This is a genomic window from Deinococcus marmoris DSM 12784 (genome assembly GCF_000701405.1).
Classification (GTDB): domain Bacteria; phylum Deinococcota; class Deinococci; order Deinococcales; family Deinococcaceae; genus Deinococcus; species Deinococcus marmoris.
In genome coordinates this window covers 1-23,654 of the sequence record NZ_JNIV01000072.1, presented here as the reverse complement: position 1 = coordinate 23,654, position 23,654 = coordinate 1, and the positions used below count along the sequence as shown (strand labels likewise).

24 protein-coding genes are annotated in these 23,654 nt (G+C 65.9%); 15 read left to right on the top strand and 9 right to left on the bottom strand.

The window, feature by feature from the left end:
* On the bottom strand, positions 1-279 hold a 279-nt coding region (locus tag Q319_RS26345; protein ID WP_029482611.1), incomplete at its 3' end, for a transposase.
* Between the two features lie 117 nt (positions 280-396).
* Here Q319_RS26345 and Q319_RS0115960 point away from each other — a divergent pair.
* Positions 397-1,056 (top strand): potassium channel family protein, encoded by a 660-nt coding sequence (locus Q319_RS0115960; RefSeq protein WP_029483469.1) that lies wholly within the window; start codon positions 397-399, stop codon positions 1,054-1,056.
* A 165-nt stretch (positions 1,057-1,221) separates the two neighbouring features.
* On the opposite strand, the gene Q319_RS0115955 is transcribed toward Q319_RS0115960, so the two are convergent.
* Complete coding sequence (locus Q319_RS0115955; protein ID WP_029483468.1) at positions 1,222-2,094, bottom strand: ABC transporter permease; 873 nt, start codon at positions 2,092-2,094, stop codon at positions 1,222-1,224.
* Complete coding sequence (locus Q319_RS0115950; protein ID WP_029483467.1) at positions 2,087-3,058, bottom strand: ABC transporter ATP-binding protein; 972 nt, start codon at positions 3,056-3,058, stop codon at positions 2,087-2,089. Before Q319_RS0115950 ends, Q319_RS0115955 begins: the two co-directional genes overlap by 8 nt.
* A gap of 591 nt (positions 3,059-3,649) precedes the next feature.
* Between Q319_RS0115950 and Q319_RS0115945 the strand changes: the two genes are divergently transcribed.
* From Q319_RS0115945 to Q319_RS0115930, 4 genes are all read left to right on the top strand, one after another.
* Positions 3,650-4,768, top strand: a complete 1,119-nt coding sequence (locus Q319_RS0115945; RefSeq protein ID WP_029483466.1) for a prephenate dehydrogenase — start codon at positions 3,650-3,652, stop codon at positions 4,766-4,768.
* An 85-nt stretch (positions 4,769-4,853) separates the two neighbouring features.
* Positions 4,854-6,059, top strand: coding sequence for an acyltransferase (locus tag Q319_RS0115940; protein WP_081846098.1), 1,206 nt, complete (start codon positions 4,854-4,856; stop codon positions 6,057-6,059).
* A 124-nt stretch (positions 6,060-6,183) separates the two neighbouring features.
* Complete coding sequence (locus Q319_RS0115935) at positions 6,184-7,089, top strand: alpha/beta hydrolase family protein (RefSeq protein ID WP_245619299.1); 906 nt, start codon at positions 6,184-6,186, stop codon at positions 7,087-7,089.
* 194 nt (positions 7,090-7,283) lie between these two features.
* Positions 7,284-8,099, top strand: a complete 816-nt coding sequence (locus Q319_RS0115930) for an AAC(3) family N-acetyltransferase (protein ID WP_029483463.1) — start codon at positions 7,284-7,286, stop codon at positions 8,097-8,099.
* 90 nt (positions 8,100-8,189) lie between these two features.
* Here the strand turns inward: Q319_RS0115930 and Q319_RS0115925 are convergent, their stop codons facing one another.
* Positions 8,190-10,019 (bottom strand): arginine--tRNA ligase, encoded by a 1,830-nt coding sequence (locus Q319_RS0115925; RefSeq protein WP_029483462.1) that lies wholly within the window; start codon positions 10,017-10,019, stop codon positions 8,190-8,192.
* 75 nt (positions 10,020-10,094) lie between these two features.
* On the opposite strand from Q319_RS0115925, the gene Q319_RS0115920 reads away from it, so the two are divergent.
* Positions 10,095-10,760 carry a glycosyltransferase family 2 protein gene (locus Q319_RS0115920; protein ID WP_415813797.1) on the top strand — a complete coding sequence of 222 codons (666 nt, stop codon included), beginning with the start codon at positions 10,095-10,097 and terminating at the stop codon, positions 10,758-10,760.
* A gap of 120 nt (positions 10,761-10,880) precedes the next feature.
* On the opposite strand, the gene Q319_RS0115910 is transcribed toward Q319_RS0115920, so the two are convergent.
* Positions 10,881-11,132, bottom strand: a complete 252-nt coding sequence (locus Q319_RS0115910; RefSeq protein WP_051655473.1) for a hypothetical protein — start codon at positions 11,130-11,132, stop codon at positions 10,881-10,883.
* Between the two features lie 278 nt (positions 11,133-11,410).
* On the opposite strand from Q319_RS0115910, the gene Q319_RS0115905 reads away from it, so the two are divergent.
* Both Q319_RS0115905 and Q319_RS0115900 read left to right on the top strand, forming a co-directional pair.
* Positions 11,411-12,589, top strand: coding sequence for a mechanosensitive ion channel family protein (locus tag Q319_RS0115905; protein ID WP_029483459.1), 1,179 nt, complete (start codon positions 11,411-11,413; stop codon positions 12,587-12,589).
* 101 nt (positions 12,590-12,690) lie between these two features.
* A complete protein-coding gene (locus Q319_RS0115900) occupies positions 12,691-13,764 on the top strand; it encodes an EAL domain-containing protein (protein WP_051655471.1) in 1,074 nt (357 codons plus the stop codon).
* On the opposite strand, the gene ftsH is transcribed toward Q319_RS0115900, so the two are convergent.
* A complete protein-coding gene (gene ftsH / locus Q319_RS0115895; RefSeq protein ID WP_051655472.1) occupies positions 13,751-15,541 on the bottom strand; it encodes an ATP-dependent zinc metalloprotease FtsH in 1,791 nt (596 codons plus the stop codon). The genes Q319_RS0115900 and ftsH overlap by 14 nt on opposite strands.
* 364 nt (positions 15,542-15,905) lie before the next feature.
* Here ftsH and Q319_RS0115890 point away from each other — a divergent pair, with 364 nt between their 5' ends.
* The 5 genes from Q319_RS0115890 (at position 15,906) to Q319_RS0115870 (ending at position 18,640) form a co-directional block, all read left to right on the top strand.
* On the top strand, positions 15,906-16,409 hold the full coding sequence (locus tag Q319_RS0115890) for a DUF4384 domain-containing protein (protein ID WP_029483456.1): 504 nt from the start codon (positions 15,906-15,908) through the stop codon (positions 16,407-16,409).
* Positions 16,410-16,508: 99 nt separating this feature from the next.
* Positions 16,509-16,856 carry a nucleotide pyrophosphohydrolase gene (locus Q319_RS0115885; protein WP_029483455.1) on the top strand — a complete coding sequence of 116 codons (348 nt, stop codon included), beginning with the start codon at positions 16,509-16,511 and terminating at the stop codon, positions 16,854-16,856.
* Positions 16,853-17,380: a YfiT family bacillithiol transferase gene (locus tag Q319_RS0115880; RefSeq protein ID WP_281173843.1), complete on the top strand. Its 528-nt coding sequence runs from the start codon at positions 16,853-16,855 to the stop codon at positions 17,378-17,380. The genes Q319_RS0115885 and Q319_RS0115880 overlap by 4 nt, the downstream gene beginning before the upstream one ends.
* Positions 17,380-17,847 (top strand): Nudix hydrolase, encoded by a 468-nt coding sequence (locus tag Q319_RS0115875; RefSeq protein WP_029483453.1) that lies wholly within the window; start codon positions 17,380-17,382, stop codon positions 17,845-17,847. Before Q319_RS0115880 ends, Q319_RS0115875 begins: the two co-directional genes overlap by 1 nt.
* Positions 17,848-17,902: 55 nt before the next feature.
* The gene (locus Q319_RS0115870) at positions 17,903-18,640 is read left to right on the top strand and encodes a YkgJ family cysteine cluster protein (protein ID WP_029483452.1); all 738 of its coding nucleotides are present in this window, start codon (positions 17,903-17,905) and stop codon (positions 18,638-18,640) included.
* 16 nt (positions 18,641-18,656) lie between these two features.
* On the opposite strand, the gene Q319_RS0115865 is transcribed toward Q319_RS0115870, so the two are convergent.
* Positions 18,657-19,205, bottom strand: a complete 549-nt coding sequence (locus tag Q319_RS0115865) for a metal-binding protein (RefSeq protein WP_029483451.1) — start codon at positions 19,203-19,205, stop codon at positions 18,657-18,659.
* 152 nt (positions 19,206-19,357) lie between these two features.
* Between Q319_RS0115865 and Q319_RS0115860 the strand changes: the two genes are divergently transcribed.
* Positions 19,358-21,463, top strand: a complete 2,106-nt coding sequence (locus Q319_RS0115860; RefSeq protein ID WP_029483450.1) for a S8 family serine peptidase — start codon at positions 19,358-19,360, stop codon at positions 21,461-21,463.
* 142 nt (positions 21,464-21,605) lie between these two features.
* Here the strand turns inward: Q319_RS0115860 and rplS are convergent, their stop codons facing one another.
* Positions 21,606-22,115 (bottom strand): 50S ribosomal protein L19, encoded by a 510-nt coding sequence (rplS, locus tag Q319_RS0115855; protein WP_029483449.1) that lies wholly within the window; start codon positions 22,113-22,115, stop codon positions 21,606-21,608.
* 300 nt (positions 22,116-22,415) lie between these two features.
* Here rplS and Q319_RS0115850 point away from each other — a divergent pair, with 300 nt between their 5' ends.
* On the top strand, positions 22,416-23,270 hold the full coding sequence (locus Q319_RS0115850; RefSeq protein ID WP_245619297.1) for a hypothetical protein: 855 nt from the start codon (positions 22,416-22,418) through the stop codon (positions 23,268-23,270).
* Here Q319_RS0115850 and Q319_RS0115845 read toward each other — a convergent pair.
* On the bottom strand, positions 23,244-23,654 hold a 411-nt coding region (locus Q319_RS0115845), incomplete at its 5' end, for an ISAs1 family transposase (protein WP_029483447.1). The genes Q319_RS0115850 and Q319_RS0115845 overlap by 27 nt on opposite strands.

Genomic DNA, 23,654 nt, shown 5'->3' with positions numbered 1-23,654 from the left:
TGCCTGCCGAGTTTCCCGCACCAGGACGCGATTGATCGCCTCCCATGAACCGTCAGCTTCAAAACGGCGAAAGTACGAATACACCGTCTGCCACGCTGGAAAGTCATGCGGCAGGTTTCTCCAGGCAATGCCGCCCTGCAAGACGTACATGATCGCGCACAGCACCTCGTAGAGATCGACCGTGCGTGGCCGCCCTCCTGGCTTGGCAGAGGGGAGGAGTGGTTCGAGCCGCTTAAACTGGGCTTGGGTCAGGTCCGACGAGTAAGGCTTGCGTTTCACACCTCAAGCTTGCCACCGGGTCTGACCCTTTATAAACGCGCTCTAAGACTTTCAGACCCTTAGACCTCTCCAACGAAGTCCCAAGCCCCCACATCTCCACAAAGGAAACCCCATCCAATGAAGACCAAACAATGCCTCGTGATCGGCCTGGGCCGTTTCGGCACCGCCGTCGCCACCACCCTCTACGAGATGGGCCACGAAGTCGTGGCGGTGGACCACAACGAGGAAAACGTGGAACGGGTCATGAACCTTGTGACCCACGCGGCCATCGTGGACGCCAGCGACGAACGGGCGCTGCGTTCCATTGGCGTGGGCGACTTTGACGTGGTGGTGGTGGCCATCGGCACCGATGTGCAGGCCAATATCCTGGCCACCATGAACGCCAAGAGCCTGGGCGCGGCCTACGTGGTCACCAAGGCCGTGGACGAGATGGCCCGGCGCGTGCTGGAGCGCATCGGCGCTGATCTGGTGATCCGGCCCGAGCATGACATGGGCGTGCGGCTGGCCCGCCAGATCGCCACCCCCAACATCGTGGACACGCTGGACCTGGGCGGCGACCACGCCATCGTGGAAATCGAGGCCAACGAGCGCCTGAAAGGCAGCCTGCGTGACCTGAACCTGACCGGACGTTTCGGCGTGCAGATCATCGCCATCAGCCGCGCGGGCAAAATCGAGGTCACGCCCCGCGCCGAGGACGAGCTGCGCCCCCACGACAAACTGGTGTTGATCGGGACCAGCCACAACATCGACGAACTCCGGCGTTATCTGGGGGAATAGAGTCCCAGGCGCGGAAACCTTCGATCATCGTTCAGAGATGACGGCCAGACCTTGAAGCTGAACCCCGCCCGAATAAATATCAGGGCGGGTTGACTGCTGAACGCTTCTTCCACTTCAGGCTCTCTCTATCGTTGCGTCAGGGGTAGAGACAGAGACTCCTTCCAGCTACAGGTCGCGCCGACTGAAACGCCACATCGCCGCCGCCACGGCCAGCGCGGCTAGCACGGCGGCCCACAGGACCAGCGCTGCCGGAATCGGGTCCGAGGCGAAGAAGGGATTGGCCCCGCGCGCTGCCCGGCTGATCTCCAGCAGGCTCTCCGGTTGCAACAGGTAACTGGCCCCCAGCCACAGCGCGTTGGTGGGCATGACCGTGTTGGCGACGCGCCCCAGCGTAGTCAGGATTGGGGTGTCCGAGAGTGTGCCGATGGCGCTGAGAATACCCCCAGTGAAGCCTGCACCGTACAGCACGAACACGCCGATGCCGTTGGCGAGGGTGGTGAACAGCGTGCTGCCCAGCACCGTCAATCCGGTGAGCAGCGTGACCGACAGCAGGATCAGGCCCAGGGCCGGGGCGGGGGCCGGGGGCAGGTAGCCGGTGATGGCGTACACGCCGACGAGCAGCGACACGCCCAGCAGGGCCACATAGACCACATTGACCACCGTGAAGCCGATCCAGCGCCCCAGTACCAGTTGAGCGCGGCTGATCGGGCGGGCAATCACGCTCTGCATCACGCCGTTCTCGATGTCGCCGCTGACTGCGCCCACGGTGGACAGCACCGACATCAGCGCGCCCAGGAAATACACCAGATACATGCCGAACATGGCCGAGTACATGACTGGAACGTTAGATAGCCCCGTGGTGCTGCGCCCGTCCAGCCCAGCATTCACGGCCCGCTCGTCCAGATTCATTTCCAGCCGGTAAATGCCGTACAGGTAAAAGCCGATAAACAGCACGCTGAGAACCAGCAGCACGCTGACCAGCCGTTTGCGGACCGCCTCACGCAGGGAGAGTTCGGCGATGAGCAGGGCATTACGCACGGACGGCCTCCGGGGCAGCGGTAGAGACGGGGGCAGGGCGGTCCTCGATCAACTCCAGGAACATCGTTTCCAGGTCCGGGCGGCGCGGGGTCAGGGCGTGCAGGCGTGCGCCGCTGGCGTGGATGGCGTCGGCCACCGCAGGCACGGCGTCCGCGTGTTGCAGCCACAGCTCAATGTCGGCGCGTCCGGGGGTCTGGGTGTCGGTGTGGCGAACCTCGCCCAATCGGGCCAGCGCGTCCAGCAACCCAGGCTTGATAGCGTCCACCCGGATGCCCACTGGGATCACGCCGCCCATCAGCTCCTGCATGCTGCCCTGCTGCAACACCCGGCCCTCCTTGACGAAAGCCACCCGGTCACAGACCTGTTCCACCTCTGAAAGCAGATGGGAGTTGAGGAACACGGCCACGCCGTTGGCCCGCAGCCCCTCAATGATCTCGCGCACCTCCACGCGGCCAATCGGGTCCAGGGCGCTCGTCGGCTCGTCTAAAAAGACCAGTTCGGGGCGTGCCAGAATCGCTCCGGCCAGCCCGCAGCGTTGCAACATGCCTTTGCTGTAGCCGCCCAGCGACTCGGTGCCGCGTCCGCCCAGGCCCACGGTTTTCAGCACCTGTGGCACGCGGGCGCGCAGTTCGTCGGCCTTCATTCCGGCCAGCCGTCCATGAAAATTCAGGAATTCCTCGGCAGTCATCCACGTTTGGAAGCGGAACTGCTCGGGCAGGAAGCCCAGGCGGGCGCGCACGGCGGGATCGGCGGGGGAGCCGCCCAGAACGCTGATTTGCCCGCCCGTGGGCAGCACCAGCCCCAGCAGCATCTTGACGGTGGTGCTTTTGCCCGCGCCGTTGGGTCCCAGGAAGCCGAAGACCTCGCCGGGCAGCACGCGCAGATTCAGACCGTCCACCACCGCGCGGCCTTTGTAAACCTTGCGGAGTTCATGGGTTTCGATGATTGCGGGAGGGGCGCTCATGCGGGCAGCATAGAGGCGCAGGCCCTCGGACGCGTGCGCTGAAAGTTGCAGTTGATACGGGGAAGCTGGATGACTGCTGGATTCTGGGCCGAAATATCGTTCGGGCAGCCCCACCCCCCAGCCCCCTACCCCAGGGGGGCAGGGGGACTTGCAAAGCTGCGAGGCAGAGCAGCGCTGCGCTAGGCACGAGTTCTCGGCTGTAGCAGGCGGAAGTGGGCGGCGGCTTCCGGGGCTGATGCCCGGCTCCGTGACGCTCAATGCGGCCCGTCCGCTTCGCGCCCGACGGCCTTCGGTTGCTGTTTCATTGGCGATTTCACGGGTTGGATGAAGCAAGATGGCCTGACTTTCGGCTCCTCCCCTCTTGCGGGGGAGGCTGGGACTGGTACAGCTCCGTAGGAGAGGGGGGTGGCGGGCGCAGCACGCCCTCCTGCTGGACAGCACAAACCCTCCTGACTTCCCTACCCCATTCACCGTGACGCGCAGCAAGCGAAAGCTAGAACTCGGGCAGCCCCACAGCGCCAGAGCGTCACTTGAGGCAGAGCCTGCACAGGTCCAAAACCGCCCCACCCCCGCCGTGCTAGCCTCCCCGTCATGCCCGAAACGGACCTTTTCCCCGCGCCCGTGACCCCCGCACCGCTGTTCGGGACGGCGGTGGTGGCCGGGGTGGGGCTGATCGGCGGCAGCGTGGCAATGGGCCTGCGCCAGCGTTTCCTGGCCCGCCACGTGATCGGCATGGACGCCAGCATGGACGTGCTGCGCGAGGCCGAGGCGCTGGGACTGGTGGACGAGGTGCGCCCTGCGGCAGGAGAGTGGCTGCGCGACGCCGATCTGGTGATTCTGGCCGCCCCGATGCGCGCCCTGATCCCACTGGCAAACGAACTGGCCCCCTTCCTGAACCCGGCAGCGCTGGTGACCGACGTGGGCAGCGTCAAGGGCGGAATCGCCGCCGAGATGGAGCGGTTGAAGGTCCGCAACTTCGTGGCCGGGCATCCGATGGCAGGCAGCGAACGCGGCGGGGTCACCCACGCCAACGCCGCGCTGCTGGAAAACGCCGTCTGGGTGCTGACGCCCACCGATCAGACCCCATTGACCGCCCTGAGCCGCGCCCGCACGCTGGTGGAGGGGCTGGGGGCCGCCCCGGTGGTGATGCCGCCCGATGCCCACGACGCGCTGGTGGCCACCGTCAGCCACCTGCCGTATCTGGCCAGTCTGGCCCTGACCCATATGGTGGCCCGCGACGAGCGTTTAAGTTTGCTGGCTGCAGGGGGCTTCCGCGACCTGACCCGCGTGGCCAGCGGCGATCCGCGCATGAGCCGCGACATGGTGGTGGAAAACAAGGGGGCGTTGCGTGAGGCGCTGAGGCGCTTCAGATACCAGTTGGACCGACTTGAGGCCGATTTGGAGGAACCCGAGGAACTGCTGGCCGCCGCCTACGAGGGCAAACGCACCCGCGACAGCCTGCCAGTGGTGCGCCGCAGCCTGCTGCCGCAGAAATACGATCTGGTGGTGGCCGTGCCCGACAAACCCAACCAGATCGGCGTCGTGACCCAGACGCTGGGCGCGGCGGGGGTGAACATCAAGGACATTGAGGTCCTGGCGATCCGTGAGGAAGGCGGGGCACTGCGTCTGGGTCTGGAATCTGCCGACGCCGTGGCGCAGGCGGCGGGCATCCTGCGCGGCGTGGGCTTCGAGGTCCGGGCGCGGCTCTGAGACGGAGCCTTGTGGATGACCCCACCGGAACGCCGACGCGTCCAGCAAATCCTCTAGACTGCGTTCAGCGCACGCGCACCTTCCCATGACCCAGATTCGTTTTCCCATCCCCACCGAGCCGGAGCCGCAGCGCCCGCCGGACGGCCTTGAATTCGACTTTGCCCTGGAAGACTCTGCTCTGGAAGATTCTGCCCTGGAAGAACTGACCCCCCCCTCGGAGGCCGAGCCGGTTGATCTGCACGGTAGACCATCAAAACTGACGGCCATCGACCTGTTCCGTGGCATCACCATCCTGGAGGTGGTGGCCCACCACAGTTCCGGCCTGGCGCTACGCTACGCGGTGCCCGACACCCTGAGCTTCCTGCTGCTGCAACTGATCAACCGCACGCTGCATTTTGCCGTGCCCGCCTTCGTGTTCCTGTCGGCGGTGGTGCTGACCCGCAGCCTGCTGAAGAATTTCAGGCCGGGGCGTTATTTCTTCCGGCGGGTCACGCGTGGGGCGTGGCCGTATCTGCTGTGGTCCGGGCTGTACATCGCGTGGTACGTCTGGACCGGGCAGCGCCCGCCGGAAACCCTGACCGATCCCGACAAGTGGCTGTTCTACCTGCAATACGGCAAGGCCAGTTACCACCTCTATTTCCTGCTGGTGGCGCTGGAAGTGTATCTGGTGATTCCGCTGATGCTGCCGCTGGCCCGCCGCAGGCCGCCAATCGTGCTGGCGCTGCTGATCGGCGCGGCGCTGCAACTGGGCCTCTATCTGCTCAACCGCGAGGTTCTGCGGCTGCCCTTTCCGGCCAGTACCGTGCTGTGGTACATGCTGCCGGTCACAGTGGGTGTGGCAGTGGGCGCACGCCTGGACGAGTTCCCGGCCTGGTGGCGCAAGAACCGGGTGTTCCTGATTGCGGCGGCGGCCCTGGCCTACACGCTGTACATGCCACAGGCGCTGGCCTACGTGCGCGGCGAGGCCGTCACGCCGATCATCTATTCGGGGCTGAGCTGGGCCTACACCACCCTGATGGCCCTGAGCGTGCTGGGGGTGGCGTACAGCCTGCAACGCTTCGCGGGAGCGTGGCGGGTGGCCCTGGGCATCACCGGCATGTTCAGCCTCCAGATCTACCTGATCCATCCGGCGATCCTGCAAACGCTGGAAACCATGCACGCGCCGGGCGGCGACCCGCTGGTCTTCGCGCTGACCATTGTGGGCTATTTCCTGCTGGCCCTGCTGCTGCCCGCCATCTTGGCCCTGCTGCTGGTAGAGACCCGCCTGAGCAGGCTGCTCTTTGGGCGCTGAACATGGGCCGGGCGCTGAACACGGACGGCCCGCAGGCCACCGCCCGGCCATGTCAGTCTGGCGTGAGGCCCGGCGCGCTAAAGTCGGCAACGTTGTGAGTCGGTTTCTTCCTTTGATTGCGTTTGTGGCCCTGTCCGTTCTTTCCGGGGCCAGGGCCAGCGTCCCGTCCTTCTTTCCCCCTGGCACCCACCCCGCCGGGGCCGCGACTGGAACCGGGACCGCCACCGGGGCCGGTTTCTCGTCCGCGTTTCCGCCAGGGACTTTGCCGCCCGGTACTGCCCCTCAGCCGGTGGACTGGCTGCCGCTGGGCGCTGCGGGGCGCGAATCGCTGCTGCGTATTCCCGACAGTTGTACCTACCTGCCCTGCCCGCTGGTGGTGGTCTCGCACCCGCGCAACCAGAGTGCGACCCGTCTGCGCGACAGCGCGACCTTCCGGGTGCTGATCGACGCCCTGCTGGACGCACATTTTGCCGTCCTGCTCAGTGGAGACGGCGGCCTGACCACCTGGGGCAGCCCCAGCGCCCTCAAGGAAGTGGGGCAGGTCCACGCGCAGGCCCTCAAGCGGTTTTCCTGGAATGGAAGCACCTACGCCCTGGGCGTCAGCATGGGCGGCCTGATGGCCCTTCGGAGTGCCCTGCCCGGCAGCCCCTACCGGGTGGGCGGCGTCGCTCTGATCGATGCCTGGACGGACCTGCGAGCGGCCTGGAGCGCCTCGCCCGCCCGCCGCAAGGAGATCAGCGCGGCCTACGGCACGCCCAATGAGCCGCCGCCGGGGCTGGACCCACTGATGCAGACCTTCAAAGCGCCGTACCTGCCGCTGTTCGTGGCCGCCAGCGTCAACGACGGCACCGTTCCGGCCCTGACCAACGGCGAACGCCTGTACCCGCACGCCGCCCTGGGCACCAGCGAATTCATCTCTCTCACCGGCCCCCACCTGGGCGGCAACCGCTTTACCCCGAACATGGCACAGAAGCTGGTGGCCTTCTACAAACGGCTGGAAGGGCGAGACACGGTCAAGGCCGTCAAATAGAGCCAGCAGTAATGTGAGAGTCGGACCCAGATTGCTCGGCGCAGGTTCAGGGGGCGAGTCTCACGCCGGGCCATAAGCCACCCGGCGTATGTGGCGTATCCTGCCTGGCGGTAACCTCTTCACAGACCATCCCAATGCCCTGAATCTGTGCAGATGGGTCTCCATCTTGGACCTGGGCTGGCGAAGGACTGAGGATGACAGAAACAGAAGCTATTGCACGGGCAGACACACCGCGCACCCGCACTAGCCTCGCCGCCGACCTGCGCGAACTGGGGGTGGGGGTGGGTGATGTCCTGATGGTCCACGTCAGCCTGAGCAGCCTGGGCTGGGTGGCGGGCGGGCCGGTGGCCGTGATTCAGGCGCTTCAGGACGCCGTGACATCAGCCGGAACGATTGTCATGCCCACATTCACCCTGCACCTGACCGATCCGGCAGACTGGCGCAGGTTCGCTGTTCCGCCGTCCTGGTGGGCCACCATCCGGGCCGAAATGCCCGCCTTCGATCCGGCGCTGACACCCTCGCGCGGAATGGGCCGCACTGCTGAACTGCTCAGAACGTGGCCGGACGCCAGGCGCAGCGATCACCCGCATAGTTCGTTTGCCGCGTGGGGCAGGCACGCCGAATTCATCACGGCGGACCATCCCCTGACATTCTCGCTCGGCGAAGGTTCACCCCTGGCCCGCGTGTATGACCTGAATGGGCGGGTGCTGCTCCTGGGGACCGGGAACAACACCAGCCTGCATCTCGCGGAGGTCCGGTCCGGGAAGCAGTCCACCGTGCAATTCAGCAGCTCTATTTTTGTGGACGGACAGCCGCAGTGGGTGACTTTCGACGAGTGCGATTACGACGAGGAGGCCTTCTCACCCGTGAAAGCCTCCTTTGAGAGCAGTGGGGCGGTCACGGTGGGAACCGTCGGCTCGGCCACCGCGAAACTCATGTGCCAGCGGGCATTGGTAGATTTCGCCGTGCAGCAGTGGACTTCTGATGGCTCAACCGATGCCCTGTCCTGAGCGCACAACCCTACGCTACGGCAAGGCCAAGAACGTTGAAAAAGCAGGGCTAAAGGCCCACACGCTTTCATTCCCAACGCACCTCTACTCTCACATCGCTGCCGGAATCTCGATGCCGATCAGGTCCAGCGTTTCCTCGAACGCCTGACGCAGGCGGGCGACCAGGGCCAGCCGTGCTTCACGCAGACCTTCCTCAGATTGCAGGACGTTGGTGGCGGGCTTGCCCTTTTTATCCTTGGCGTTGAACCAGGCGTTAAAGGAAGTTGCCAGGTCCAGAGCATACTGGGCAACCACATGCGGCGAGTGAACGTGCACGCTCTGGGCAACAATTTCGGGCAGCTTCGCCACCTGTTTGGCGAGGGTAAGATCAGCGTCTGGCAGGGCGTCCCAGTCCGCCCCCGTACCATCAATCGCGTATCCAGCCTCCTGCCCCTTGCGGAGAATGCTGGCGGCGCGGACAGCCGCATACTGGATATACGGCGCGGTGTCGCCGTTCAGGGCCAGCGCCTGCTCCCAGCGGAAGTCGATCTTGCGCGTCGGTTCGGCCTTGAGCATGGCAAAGCGGATCGCACCCAGACCGATGCGGCGGGCGATCTCGTTGGCGTCCTCGCGCTGTGAGAGTTCAGGGTTGATTTCGGCCAGCACCGCCAGGGTCCGCTTCTGCGCCTCGTCCATCGCCGCGTCCGCGCTGACCGTCACCCCTTTGCGTCCGCTGATGGTCTGGCCCTCCAGCGTCACGAAGGCGTAGGACAGGTGAATGCTGCGGTCTTCCTTCTCCGGCTGTTCGGCCACACCCAGCGACGCCCTGACGATCTTCTGCGGGTGATCCTGGCGTGAGTCAATCACGTTGATGACCTCATCGGCATGGCCGAAACGCCCCTCTGTATCCGGCTGACCGTCCGGCGCACTGGTCCAGACGGTGCGGCCATCGGGATCGGTGGCAAAGGGCTTGAATTTCATACCCTCAAACAGCCCGAACTTCCAGAACTGGTAGCCCACATCCTTGGCGACGTACATGGCGGTTCCGTCACTGCGGCGCAGCACGACGTTGGACTCTTCCAGATTGGGCATGAACGCCGACACGTCCATTACGAACGCTCCAGCGAATTTACCCTCGGTGGGCCAGGAGGTAAAGGGGCTGCCCTCCAGGATGTTCAGCCCGTGGCCCAGGAAACCGCTGCCCACCACGTCCGATTCCCAGGCCAGCAGGTCATAGCGTGCGCCCAGGCGAAAGCAGGTGACCAGATGGGCGTGGACCACCTTTTCCACCTCTGCGCGCAGTTCCCCGGCTTCCAGACGGTGCATGATCTCGCGGATTCCGGGTTCCAGTTCGGGCTTGGCCGGATCGGCGTTCAGGCGCACGTAACCCTCGCCCAGCCAGTGATCGTACTTCTGCACGCCGTCCCACTTCAGGCCATAGTGGTTCACGGCGAAGATGGATTCGGCGGCCTGTCTGCCGGTGTCGTCGATATAATTCTGCACCTCCACCGTCTGCCCAGCGGCGCGGAAGATGCGGGCCATGCTGTCGCCCAGCACGACGTTTCGCAGGTGACCCACATGCAGTTCCTTGTTGGGGTTGACCGAGGTGTGTTCGATGACCACCTTGCCGCTCAGGCGGGGCATCTCGAAAGGCTTTTCCACCACACCGCGCACGAACGCGCCCACGTCCACGAAGAAGTTCAGGAACGGCCCCGCTGCCTCGACCTTTTTAATCCCCTGGGGAAGTTGCACGGTCTGTGCCAGTTGCGCGGCGATCTGCGCCGGGTTGCCGCCGATGGTCTTGGCGATCAGAAAGGCGGCGGGGGTGCCGTAGTCCCCGGCCTTGCCCGCCGGGGTTTCCTGAATGGCGGCGTCCACAGTTGCGCCCAGTTGCTGCGCCGCCGTTTCCACAGCGGTTTTGAGTTGTGCCTTGAGGTCCATAACAGTGGAGTTTAGGGCAGACGGAGCCTTTACACTCCGGCCCCATCTGTCAGAGCGGACCCCCTTCGCCGTACCATGCGTGACATGCCGGACCCGCGCGCCCCGAAAGCCCCGTCCGTGGCGGCTGTTATTCCTGCCTACAACGAGGGCGGAACGGTGGCAGAGGTGGTGCGCGTGGCCCTTCAGCTCACGCCGGACGTGGTGGTGGCCTCCGACGGCAGCGACGACGATACGGCGGCGGTGGCCCGCGCGGCGGGGGCCAGAGTGGTGGAACTGAGCGAGAACGTCGGCAAGGGCGCGGCCCTTCGCACGGCGCTGGACGCCACCGACGCCGAATTCATCGTGATGCTGGACGCCGATCTGACCGGCCTGACGCTGGACCACCTTCAGCAGATGCTGCGGCCCGTGCTGGACGGCAGACTGGACATGAGCATCGGGGTCTTCGAGGGCGGCGGTTTCGTGACCGACTGGGGCAACAAACTGACGCCGAACCTGAGCGGGCAACGGGTCTGCCGCCGTGACCTGCTGCTGGCCGTGCCGCATCTGGGCGAGGAACGCTGGCCCGAACCGGCCATCACCGCGCACCTGAAAAGTTCCGGGGCGCGCTGGGATTACATAGAACTGCCGCAGGTGGGGCAGGTGCTGAAGGAGAAGAAACGCGGGTTCTGGAACGGCGCGTGGGCCAGAACCCGCATGTACGCCGATCTGCTGACCTTCCGGGCACGGCGCAAGAGGCCGTGACTGTTGGGGTCGGAAAGCAGACTGTTCCTGTGCGTCAGGCCCTGATCTGAATTCCGGGAAAATCGAACTTCCAGAAGAAACGGGAAGAGGCCAGAACGTCTGCCACTTCCCCGTTCCCGCTCATCCCTCGTCGATCTGGCGCAGTTTATGCATCCGCTCGGCCAGTTCCGGCAGGTCCAGGGCGCGCAGGGACTTGACGGTCCGGCTCAGGCCCGCGCCGTCGATGCGGTTCTCGTTCCAGCCCGCGATCAGCATGGCCAGACCCTGGAGGGCGTCGCCCATCGTTTCCTTGTGGAACATGGCGGCCAGATTCCCGGCCCCTTCGGGCTGGGTCTGCTGCACCTGCGCCTGCACGTCCAGCACCACCTGCATGAACACCGGGTCCAGGCGGGCGCGGTCATCAGGAGAGATGGGCTTGTCAGATTTACTGGCATCTGGTTTGCTGGCGTCTGGTTTGGCATTCGTGGGTTTGCTGGATTCGGGAGACATGCCGGGCAGTCTAGTGGGCCGGCGGGGGCAGCACATGCGGCGAGACGGACAGTTCATCCGGCACGTACATGGGCCTGCCTCTCATTCTTTCCCACCTGACTGTCTTTCCCACCTGACTGTCATTCCGGCGTCAGGCCCTTTGTGAGAGACTGGCTCCCGTTATGCTGGAAATCCTGCTCGTCCAACTGTCCAAACCCAGCGTGTGGCTCTGGCTGGCGATTGCGCTGGTCATTTCCTACGCCGTTCACCGATTTGGCCGCCTGCTGCTGCGAACCCTGCGTGATCAGGTCGGGGCGCGCATGCTGCTGGCCCTGAAATGGCTGTGGCTGGTGGTGGTGGTGGTGGGCTACGTCGCCTACGCCACCTACAAGATTTACCTGCCCAATATCCCGGTGCTGTTCGGGCTGGGCCAGAGCATTGCCGAGGGCTTCCGCAACACCGCCGGACAGGCCGTGGTGATCATCGCGCTGGCCCTGATCGCGTGGCGGATGGTGGGCACCTTCAGCCAGCGCATCGTGGCCGAGGACGAAGAATTCAACCGCCGCAACGTGCGCGTGCAGACCCTGAAAGGCGTGGTGGAAAGTACCCTCAAGGTCGTCATCGTCATCATCAGCCTGATCGCGGGCCTTCAGGCGCTGGGCGTGAATGCCACCAGCCTGCTGGCCGGGGTCTCGGTGCTGGGGCTGGCGGTGGGCTTCGGGGCGCAGAGTCTGATCAAGGACGTGTTTACCGGCTTTTTTATCCTCCTAGAAGACCAGTACGGCGTGGGCGACGTGATCAGCGTCAACAACGGCCTCCTCAGCGGCAACGTGGAAACACTCAACCTGCGGCTGACCGCCCTGCGTGCCCTGGACGGCACGGTCCACCTGATCCCCAACGGCCAGATCAACACCGTCAGCGTGAGCAGCAAGGACTGGAGCCGGGTGGTGGCCACCGTGGACGTGACCTATCAGGCCAACATCAACGAGGCGTTGCGCGTCCTGAAGGCCGTCAGCGACGAACTGTACACCGACGAGGAGTGGAAGAAATTCTTTCTGGAGGAACCCGACATTCAGGGCGTCACGCAACTGGCCGCCGACGGCATCACCCTGCGCGCCCTGTTCAAGGTGCTGCCCAAGAGCCAGTACGCGGTGGGCCGCGAGTTCAACCGCCGCATTAAAATTGCCATGGATCAGGCCGGGATCGAGATCCCCTTTCCGCAGCGCAGCCTGAATTTTGGCGGCGCACCCATCGAGATCAGGCTGACCCGCGACAGCAGCGAGCAGGGGCCGCCGGAGCAGAACCGCACCCAGTCACCCATCAAGCCCAGCCAGAGCCGTGACCCGGAGGACGAGGACTGATGGCCCTGTCCTGAAAACCAGCCCTGACTCACGGAACTGATCCGAATGCAGAACAGACCTGAATGATGTGTTTGTCAGAATCCTCCTGCTAGAACGACGTCATGGGTTCTGACCTTCCCTCTTCTTCCTCGCTGGGGGCCTGTGACTGCCAGACCCTGTCTCCCACAGACCTGGGCCAACCGGACCGGCTCGCGCTGCACAGCGCCTCCGCCCATGTGCAGCGCAAGCTGTGGCTGGCGCTGGAGGCCCACCATCTGACGTACCAGAACTACGGACCTGCACTGGTGGTGATGCCCGAGAGCTTCGCCGCCCTGAACACGCTGCTGGACAGCTTCTCGGTTTCTGAGCGGCATGAATTGCTGGCTGCGCCGTGGCAGGACGGCGGCCCGGACCCGTGGCAGATTGCGCCGCTGGAGCAGTGGCTGCGCCGCCTGAACACGCCCTGGTTTGCCGGAGCGGCCCAGCAGGTGCATTTCATGGTGCAGCCCATCGTGCGCCTGCGCGACATGCAGGTTCACGGCCATGAAGCGCTGGTGCGTGCCCGCTGGGAGGGGCAGGAACTGGGCGCGGAGACGCTCTTGATGGCCGCTGCCGCCCACGGACAGGCCCGCGCCTTCGATGCCCACGCCCGCAGGCACGCCATCATGCAGGTGTATCCGGCGCTGCCACCGGGCCAGCGGCTGTTCATCAATTTCTCGCCCAGCGTGGTGTACAACCCCGACATCTGCCTTCAGACCACCTTCGAGGCGTGCCGTCAGGTGGGCGCGGATTTCTCCCGCCTGGTGTTTGAAGTGACCGAGAGCGAGGCGTTTCCCGATCTGGCCCTGCTGCGCCGCATCCTGGAGCGTTACCGCGCCGAGGGAGCGCGGGTGGCCCTGGACGATCTGGGGGCCGGACACACCAGTCTGGCCTACCTGAGCGAACTTCAGCCGGACGTGGTCAAGCTAGACCGCGCGCTGGTACAGGGCCTGCACGCGGACGATCCCCGCGTTCCGCTGGTGCAGGCGCTGATCACCTACGCCCACGCGCTGGGCATCGAGGTGGTGGCCGAGGGCATCGAAACACCCGGCGAACTGGCCCTGATCACCGCCCTGGGCAGCGATTACGGCCAGGGCTATTACCTGGGGCGTCCGTTGGCGCAACCTCTCCCCGGCCCCACGGTCACGCCAGACTGACGGTCTTGCTCAGGCTGACGGGCGTGGGTTCGTCCAGTTGACCCCCGGCCAGCAGGGTGGAAAATTCCTCGCCGTACAGCGTCTCGCGGACCAGCAACACGCGCACGATCTCGTGGACGGCGGCCAGATGCTCGCGTACCAGGGTCAGCACGCGCCCGTAGGCGGCGTCGATCAGGGCGCGCACCTCCTCATCAATCTCCTGCGCGGTGGATTCGGACATGGGCTGCATCTGCGAGCCGCCCCCCAGATACCCGGCCTGATCGGAGGCCAGCGCCACCTTGCCGATACGGTCACTCATGCCCCATTCGGTGACCATCCGGCGGGCGATGCCCGTGGCCTGCTGGAAGTCGTTCTGCGCCCCGGTGGTGACCTCGCCGTAGATGACTTCCTCGGCGGCGCGGCCTGCCAGTGCCACGGCGATCATGTCCTCCAGCGCGGGGCGCGTGACGTGCAGGCGGTCATCGGCATCCGGCATCATGAAGCCCGCCGCCCGGCCACGCGGCACCACGGTCAGCTTGTTGACCCGGTTGGCGTGCGGCAACAGTTGGGCGGCCAAGGCGTGCCCGACTTCGTGGTACGCCGTCACCTTCTTATCCGCTTCCCGCACCACCATGCTGCGCCGCTCCGGCCCCATCAGCACCCGGTCCCGCGCCTCGTCCACATCTCTGGCGGTGATGCGGTTGCGTCCTTCTCGCGCTGCCAGCAACGCCGCCTCGTTCAACAGGTTTTCGAGGTCCGCGCCCACCATGCCCGCCGTGCGCCGCGCGATCACGCTCAGATCCACACTCACGTCCAGCGGCTTCTTGCGGGCATGAATCTTGAGGATGTGTTCGCGTCCGCGTACATCCGGGGCGTCCACCACCACCTGACGGTCAAAGCGTCCCGGACGCAGCAACGCTGCGTCCAGCACATCCGGGCGGTTGGTGGCCGCGAGAATGATCACTTCCTGCCCACTGCCGAAACCGTCCATTTCCACCAGCAGTTGGTTGAGGGTCTGTTCGCGCTCGTCGTTGCCGCCCTGCATGCTCACGCCACGTTTGCGGCCCACGGCGTCGATCTCGTCGATAAAGACGATGCACGGCGCACTCTTGCGGGCCTGCTCGAACAGGTCACGGACGCGGGCCGCACCCACACCGACGAACATTTCCACGAAGTCCGAACCGGAGATGGAGAAATACGGAACTTTGGCTTCTCCAGCCACTGCTTTAGCTAAGAGGGTTTTCCCGGAACCGGGAGGACCGACGAGCAGAACGCCGTGCGGGATACGCGCGCCGAGCTGGTGGTACTTCTCAGGCTGGCGGAGGAAATCGACGACTTCCTGCAAATCCTGCTTGGCCTCATCGCAGCCGGCGACATCGGTGAAGTTGGTCTTGATCTGACCCTCGGCGATCACGGCGGCCTTGGACTTGCCAAAGTTGCTGGCCGCGTTGCCCCCGCTGCCCGCGCCGCGCATGCTGCGCCACAGCACCACTAGGATCAGGGCAGTCAACACCAGCGGCAGCACCTGAGTGATCCAGCCGAAGGGCGAGCCGCCCGGCACCACCCGCAGCGGAACGCCCGCCGCGCGGATCTTTTCCAGCGTCGCGCCGTCAGGCGGCACCACCAGCGAGCGCACCGCCTGCGAGGTGCCCATCCCGGCCAGAAAGGTCACGCTGGCATTTCCGGCGCTGTCCAGCCGGACCGAGGCCACCCGGCCCGCCCCCAGATCCTCGAAAAAGCGGTTGGTGTTGTAGCCGCCGCCCGTCGGGTTGCCCAACCGCGCCGGGGCACCGGGCATGGCCGCCGCCGATTGGGTTGCGCTGGATTGATTGGTGGCACTGGACTGATTGGTCTCACTGGGCTGGGCGGCCACTGGCAAGACCTCCTGCCCCTGCGCCAGGGCGGCAGACACGGCAAAAGGAATAGCCAACGACAACAGCAGGGCCAGGGGGCGCAGGGCGCGAAACATGCGTCATGCTATGCCAGCACCCGCCGGGGCAACCGTCAGCAGAGGCGGTATCTGGGCACCGTATACGGGCATGGTATTTCAGCACCGCTCCGCAACTTGCTGAGGTCAGATTTCCCCTGAATCTGACGAATCTGAAATGTAAGACAGGCTCCTTCTCAGGTTCCCGTCAGCCTCAGCGCCTATGCTGCCGGGTATGCGTACACTCTTTCTGTTCGGCGCGCTGGCCCTGGGTCTCAGCGCCTGCACCGTCACCGTTCGGCCCGACGCCAACGCCAATGTTCAGATTCAGCCCCAGCGCAGCAACCTGATCACCGGCTTGCGGCCTGATCGGGGCGAGGGCAGCACCTACGGCGTGGGCGAGGCCGTGCGCTTTCAGTTCAGCGCCCGCACGCCCGGCTACGTGACCCTGATCGCCCTGCAAAGCAACGGCTTTGCCAGCGTGCTGGCCCAGAACGTCTACGTCAACGCCGGAACCACCTTTTTCCCGCGTGCTGAGGACGGCGTGATGTACAACCTGGCCGAGCCGCGCGGCATTCAGCGCGTGCGCGCCATCTTCACCCGCGTGCGCCCCACCACCGCCATCGTGCTGAGCGGCAGCTACGACAGCAACCGCTGGAACTCGACCACCACCGCCTATCTGGACCCCTACGCCGTGGGTGACCGCGACGTGCAGGAAACCTTCCTGTACATCCGCTAAAGAACCCTGATCCTGGCCCCTCTCCATTGCGGAGAGGGGCTTTTTTTGATCTGCTCCATCTGTTTCTGCTCCGCTCCGCCCACGCGCTAGCCTGCGGGCATGTCCCCGCCCAGCCCCGACGCCCTGACCTTTTCCGATGCCAGCGCCCGTGTGGACGCGTATGTCTCGCAATTCAAGGAGGGCTATTTTCCGCCGCTGCTGCTGATGGCCCGCCTGAGCGAGGAAGCGGGCGAGGTGGCCCGCGTAATCGCCCACGAGAACGGCAAGACGCCCAAGCCCGGCGAGGACGCGGGCGACCTGGAGCTGGAACTGGCGGACCTGCTGTTCGTGATGATCTGCATGGCCAATGAGCGTGGAATCAGCCTGGAGCGCGGTTTTGCCCGCATGATGGACAAGGTGGAAACCCGCGACGCCAACCGCTGGACCCGCAAGGAGAAAGGCGAGTGAGTGCCGATCCCCGCTATCCCCTGGGGCCGATGCCCACGCCGCTGGAACTGAGCGCGCAGGGGCGGGAGGAAGCGCTGGAACACCTGCGCCGCCTGCCGGGCGAACTGCGCGCCGCCGTCGCCGGGCTGAGCAACACACAACTGGACACCCCCTACCGCGAGGGCGGCTGGACCGTGCGGCAAGTGGTCCACCACGTCGCGGAAAGCCACATGAACGCCTTTATCCGCGTCAAGCTGGCGCTGACCGAGGACAATCCCATTATCAAGCCTTACGAGGAAGACCGCTGGGCACAGTTGCCGGACCATCAGTTGCCGCCGGAAGTCAGCCTGACGCTGCTGGACGCCCTGCACGCCCGCCTGCTGCCGGTGCTGGAAGGCGTGACCGTGACTGAATGGAGCCGCCCGTGGACGCACCCCGCGCAGGGCCGCACCTACACGCTGGACTCGCTGCTGGCACTGTACGCGTGGCATGGGCAGCACCACGTCGCACACATCACTGGCCTGCGCGGGCGCAACGGCTGGTAATGCAACACGACGAGAACACGCACGTCGAAGTGGAACTGAAAGCCGCCGGGGTGGTTGTCCTGAACGCGGGCGGCGAAATTCTGCTGGTGCGTGAGCTTGGTACGGCAGACCAGATGGAGAAGGCTGGGTTGTGGCACATCCCCAGCGGCAGTGTGGAGGATGGCGAGAACCCCGAAGACGCCGCCGTGCGCGAGGCTTACGAGGAAACCGGATTGCGGGTGACGCTGAGGCGCTTTCTGGGCACGTACCTGGGCCGCTTTCCCGATGGCGTGTTGATCCTGCGGCACGTCTGGCTGGCCGAACCGCTGCCGGGCCAGATGCTCCAGCCTGTTTTCGCACATGAGGTTGCCGAGGCGCGGTATGTGAACCGGACGGAGTTTGACGCGCTGTATACCGCCGGGAAGATTCGCATGTATCAGACGAAGCTGTTCTACGACGACGCTCTTCGGGCAGAGGCGAGAGCTTGAATCAATCCCACCCACCTCTCCATCCTGCACGCGGCGGCACGGTAGGCTGCGCCGCATGACGCGCGCCTCTTTTCCTCCCACTGATCCGGTCACGGCCCCCGTGCAGCGGGCCTATGACCGTTATGGGCGGCAGGCCGACAAATGGCAGGCGGGCTATACGGCGCGCGGCGGCAAGGTGTTCTGCGGGGCAGGGTGTTTCCAGTGCTGCAACATGCCCATCCGGGTGTCGCTGGCCGAGGCGATCATCACCGCCCGCGCCATTGAGGGCGCGCAGGCCGAGGCCGTGGAGGCGCATGCCCGCGCGGCCCTCCAGAACGCGAGGACCGCGAAGGACGACGCGCAATACGTGCAGCGCCACCGTCAGGAGGTGGGCTTCTGCCCGCTGCTGGACCGCGCAACCGGAGCCTGCACCCAGTACGAGGCCCGCCCCACCCGCTGCCGCGACACCTTCAGCGCCTTTCCGGCCCACTACTGCGCGGAAGGCACCTGGGAAGCCATGAGTGGCCGCGAGAAACGCGAGTATCACCGCGAGGTGGCCCGCACCCCCGGCACAGACGGCGAGTGGCATTTCATCGCCCCGCTGGAACACCTCTCGGAGCCGGTCTGGGTGGCGGCGTCCAAAGCTATGCAGGCGCAGTGGGGTCTGGAAGTCTGGGGCGACTTCTGGCTGCTGACCACGCTGGCCGCCGACGCGGGCTTTATGGCGCGGGTGGAACGCGGCGACGCGCGGGGAGCGTGGCAGGTGGCGAGCGGGCGCGGGCTGGCGCACCGGGAACTGCTGCAAATCGAGTAGAGAAGTTTCCAGAATGCTAGGCCCGGCGACTTCTGGCCCGTGCCCGCGAACGCGGCATCTTCAGCCTCTTCGCGCCCTGCCGGAAGCCGTGATCGGGGCGGATGCCGTCGGCGATCAGGTGCAGCCACTGGCTGAGGAAATAGCCCAGCACCAGCGGCAGGATGAATTTCAGGCTGATCGGCTGCGGGATGGTGGGCAGCGTCAGCGTGGGCATGGCGTAGCGCAGCACGCCCACGATCAGCGTGATCAGCAGCGCCAGATAAGCCAGACGGGTCAGCGGCCCGATCACCCAGCTATGGGACAGGCCCCGGTGCCGGAACAGCTTGCCGTACGGCACCCACACGAATCCCAGCAGTCCCCAGTAGCGTTTGCTGTCCACATGGCCGTCGGCCAGATCCAGGTCCGGCGACAGCAGAAAGGTTCCAGCAGCGAAGGCCACCGTGAAATTCAGCGCCTGTACCGGGGTGATGGTCAGCAATTCCTGGCGGCTCAGGGTCAGGGCCACCGCCGACAGAACGCTGTAGGCCGCAATATTGATCAGGTTGTGGACACGTCCGCTGGGCACCTGCCCATTGTGCTGTGCTGGAGAAGGATTTTGCCAGACCCCCGCCGGACCTGCTGCGGCCCTCACCTGCGCAGCCCCCCCACTGCCCTCCCCCTGTGTGGTCCGCATCCCTTTCACACAGCGGCCACGGCCATACGCCATGCTGGGCAGAGATGGTCCGTCTCTCCCTGTCCACCCTGTCGCCCCTGTCCACCCTGTCCCTGGGCCTGCTGCTGGCCTGCACGCTGGCCGCCTGTACCCCGTCCGCGCCGCTGCCCCTGGCGGACCTGTCGCTGAGCCTCGGCACGGGGCGGGGCGCGCAGGCCACGCAGCCGTTTGCGGGGAAGTGGAGCGTGGCCGGGAAACCCGCCTGGCTCCAGGTCTCGCCCACCTCCGGGCAGGGGGACGTGAACGTGCAGGTCAGCGCAGACCGGGGCGTGGCCACACCGCTGACGGCGGATCAGGCCGCATTGACGGGCCAGATCACGATTGAGTGGTCACTGCCCGAGGGTGAAGCGCCGCGTGGCACTGCCACCTGGACTGTAAAAGCCGATCAATATGTCCTGAAAGGCCGACTGCGCGACGAGGCCACGGCGCAGGGTCAGGACCTGCGAACGGGCACTGGACCCACAGCCCCTCAGTCGGGGGAAGGGCAGGCGCGCGGCATCATCGTCAAATACCGGGATGTGGACGGGGCAGCAAGCGTCAGAGGATCAGGCGGCGTCAGCGAGCGCGCCGGGCAAACCCTGCGGGCAGCCGCCCTGAGCGTGACCTCCAGCCGCCCGCTGTCCACGGACACCGCCGCGTTGCAGGTAGGGGATGTGGAAGCTGCCCTGCGACTCCTGCGGGCCGATCCACGGGTGGAGTACGCCGTTCCCAATGCCCTGTTGCACGCCCAGACTCTTCCTCAGCCCCCGCTGGCGCAGCCGCTGGAACCCACGGACCAGTACGCCGCGCTGCAATGGCCTTTCCGGCTGCTGGGCTATCCCGCCGTGTGGCGCGACATGGAGGGCGGCGCGTACTCGCGGCCCGTGACGGTGGCGGTGCTGGACAGCGGCGTGCGCTTTGACCACCCCGATCTGGAAGGTGCGCTCTGGAAACCGGGCGAGGGCGCGCTGGACCTGCTGACCGATTCCCAGAATGGCGACGGCAATAGCACGGACGACGATCCCACCGATCCGGGGGACCAGACCCGCACCACGGGCAGCCACGGCACCCATGTGACCGGGATCATCGCGGCCCGCTGGGGCCAGAACACGGCGCAGAACACGCCGTCCTGCGTGGGGTGCAGCCTGACTGGCGTGGTGGGTGCGGTGCGGCAGGCCAACGTGAAGGTGCTGCCCATCCGGGTGATCGACGTGGCGGGCGACGCCAACATTGCTGACGTGGCCCTGGCCGTGCGCTACGCCGCTGGCCTGCCGATCACGCTGGGGGGCAAGACACTCACCAATCCGCAGCAGGCTGCCGTGATCAACCTGAGCCTGGGTGCGCCCATCAGCGCCGACACCGCCCGCCCCATGTGCGAGGCCGTCCAGGACGCCCGTGACGCCGGATCGCTGGTCATCGCGGCGGCGGGCAACGGCTACGGCACAGTGCCCTACTACCCGGCGGCCTGTCCGGCGGCGGTGGCGGTGGGCAGCGTGACCCTCTCGGGCGGCAGCGCCCCCAAACACGCGGTCTACAGCAGCGCCTACGACAGTGTGCAGCTCAGCGCGCCGGGAGGCACCGATCCGCTGCGGGACCCCGGCACCTTCAACGGCGGCGTGTTCAACGGTCAGCCGTTTCAGGACCTCGTGCTGTCTACAGGCTGGGACTACGCCAGGGGGCAGCCAGGCTACGAGGCCCAGGCGGGCACCAGTCAGGCCGCCCCGCAGGTGGCCGCACTGGCCGCGCTGCTGCTGAGCAAGGGCGTGACGAACGACCCCGCCTCCACCCTGGCCCGCCTGAACGCCACCGCCACCGATCTGGGGGCAACCGGGCGCGATCCGCTGTTCGGCTCCGGCATGATCAACGCCGCCGCCGCGCTGGGTGCGCCCGCCATCAGCGACACGCTGGGCCTGCGCCTTCAGGATTCGCGCGGGCTGGTCTTTCAGCCCCCCGTGGACGCCCTGGGCCGCTTCAATGCCTATCTGGGAGAAGGCAGTTTTACCATTGTCGGGGGCCGGGACCGCGACGGCAACGGCATCTACGGCGAGGTAGGCGAACCCCGCGCCGAGCAGTCCGTCACGCTGGGGGCGTCCCTGCCGCAGGTGGATGTGGGCGACTTGATTCCCAGATAGAGCCGCCCAGCACTCCCTTCGCCCCCGAAAAAGGCGTGAGGGTCAGCGCGTGCCAATCATGAACATCACGCGGCCCTGAACGCCAAGCCCAAAAAAAGCCGCCCACCCCGGAGGGCAGGCGGCATGACTTCAAATCCGGGACTTATTCGCCCTGGGTTTCGGGGGCGGCTTCGGTCTGCGCGGCGGGCGCGGCAGCAGCTTCGGCAGCCTGGGAGGCGGCGGCCTGATCGGCGGCCTGCTTGCTTGCCCTGGCGGTCTTGCTGGCCTCAGCGTCCTTCATCACGCGGCTGCGGTCGCTCTTGATACGGGCGGCCTTGCCACGCAGATCGCGCAGGTAGTACAGCTTGGCGCGGCGGACCTTGCCGCGCTCCAGCACGGTGACCTTGGCCAGCAGGGGGCTGCTGAAGGGGAACACGCGCTCCACGCCCTCACCGAACGAGATCTTGCGGACGGTGAAGCTCTTGCGGCTGCCCGAGCCGTTCAGGGCGATGACCACGCCTTCAAACGCCTGGTTGCGGGTGCGGTTGCCTTCCACCACTTTGGTTTCCACGCGCACGGTGTCGCCGGGGCGGAACTCGGGGTGGTCGGTCTTGATGTGCGGCTGCTCGACGGCGCGCAGGATCGCGCCACGGTTCACTTTGATGTTGCTCATGCTTGGCTCCTTTGGTCAGCGGACCGCCCCACGGTTCCAGCCCTCCCAGGATTGAACAGGAGGCGCGGGCAGAGGCGTTCTTTGCACCAGATGCGGGCGCGGCTGCACGCTGACAGCCGGGCCGGGCCTTGGAAGTATACGCGGGCGGGACGGCAATCGGCAAGCGGGGTGCGGCTCACCTTCCGGGCGGCCCGCAGGCGCGAGGATACGGAGTGTGAGCCGCATTGCAACTTCCAACTGTTCTCCCAGGCGCGTCTGGTCTCCTAGCGGCATCTGGGCGCGTCCAGAATCGGGTCAGCCGTGAATTCGGGGAAGGATCAGCGGGACGGGTTGATGGCCGACGCCCAGCACGCCGCCCACAGCCAGCGCCTGCGCGTCTCGGAAGTGCGTGCCCGCGAGCATGTCGGCGCGGCGGGCTGGGCGCAGAGCAGTCTGCTCGAAGAGATCATCCGCACCGGGCAGCAGGGACTGGCGGCCACCGACGCGCTGCGGCAGGTCATCCACCTGACCGCCGAGCAGATTCGCACGCTGCCGCTGGGGGCCACCCCCGACGAGCGCGGTGGGCAGACCCAGGCGCTGCTGGACATCGTGGAGAACGGCGAGCAGCAGGTCACGGCGGCGCAAACGCTGAACCGGCTGGTCTGTCTGGCCCTGGACGACGTGGCGCAGACCCCGGTGGACGAGCTGAACGTGTCCCGGCTCAGGAGCATCCACAGCCGCGTGGGCGAACAGCTTCAGGCGCTGTACAGCATCATCGGTGCGGCGCAGGCGCAGGCCAGGACGCTGGAGCAGGCCGGAGAGCTTGAGGAAGTGCTGAATGACCACCAGCGCGTGATCGGCGAGATTCAGCACTTCAGCGCGGCCCACGAGGCGTCGGCGCTGGCCGAGGTGGGCCAGGACATCGTCGAACGCATCAGCCAACTGGACGAGGCCGCGCCCGAACAGATCGAGGCACTGACCCAGATCGGCGGAGCCGTCGCGCAGAGGATGGGCCATACGGGGGCGTCCAGCAAGGCCCAGGCGCAGGCCCTGGACGGACTGGCCCACGACATGCAGGACCGGGCCGACGAACTGCGGGAAGGAAAACCGGAAGGCGAGTCGGAAGCCAGAGTCACCAGTAAAGCAGGGCTACCGCAAAGTCAGGACAGCCTCTAGAAATGGCAAATCCATCGTGGCGCGGAACTGTTTGGAGGCCAAGCTTCCCTTGCCCGTCCCTTCACGCCGCAGCAGATGGGCAGCCATCTGCCGCACCATGACCCAATTCTGGGTTGCAATTCGGTTCTTGACCTTTGAAGCATCATCATCAAAAACCACGTCCAGCACCCAGTGAAGCTGGTTTTCTATGCCCCAATGCAGTCGGCTCGTTCTCAGAATCAGTGCGGCATGGTTTCGCATACTGGTCAAATAGAAGCGCTCTTCCACACTGGTTTTCTGGCCTACAGTTCGTGTTGAACGAACGCGCACCAGCGCGTTCAAATCTTTCCACGCCCCACGCTCTTCCAGAAAATCCAACTCGCGCATGACCCAGCATTCCCGCTT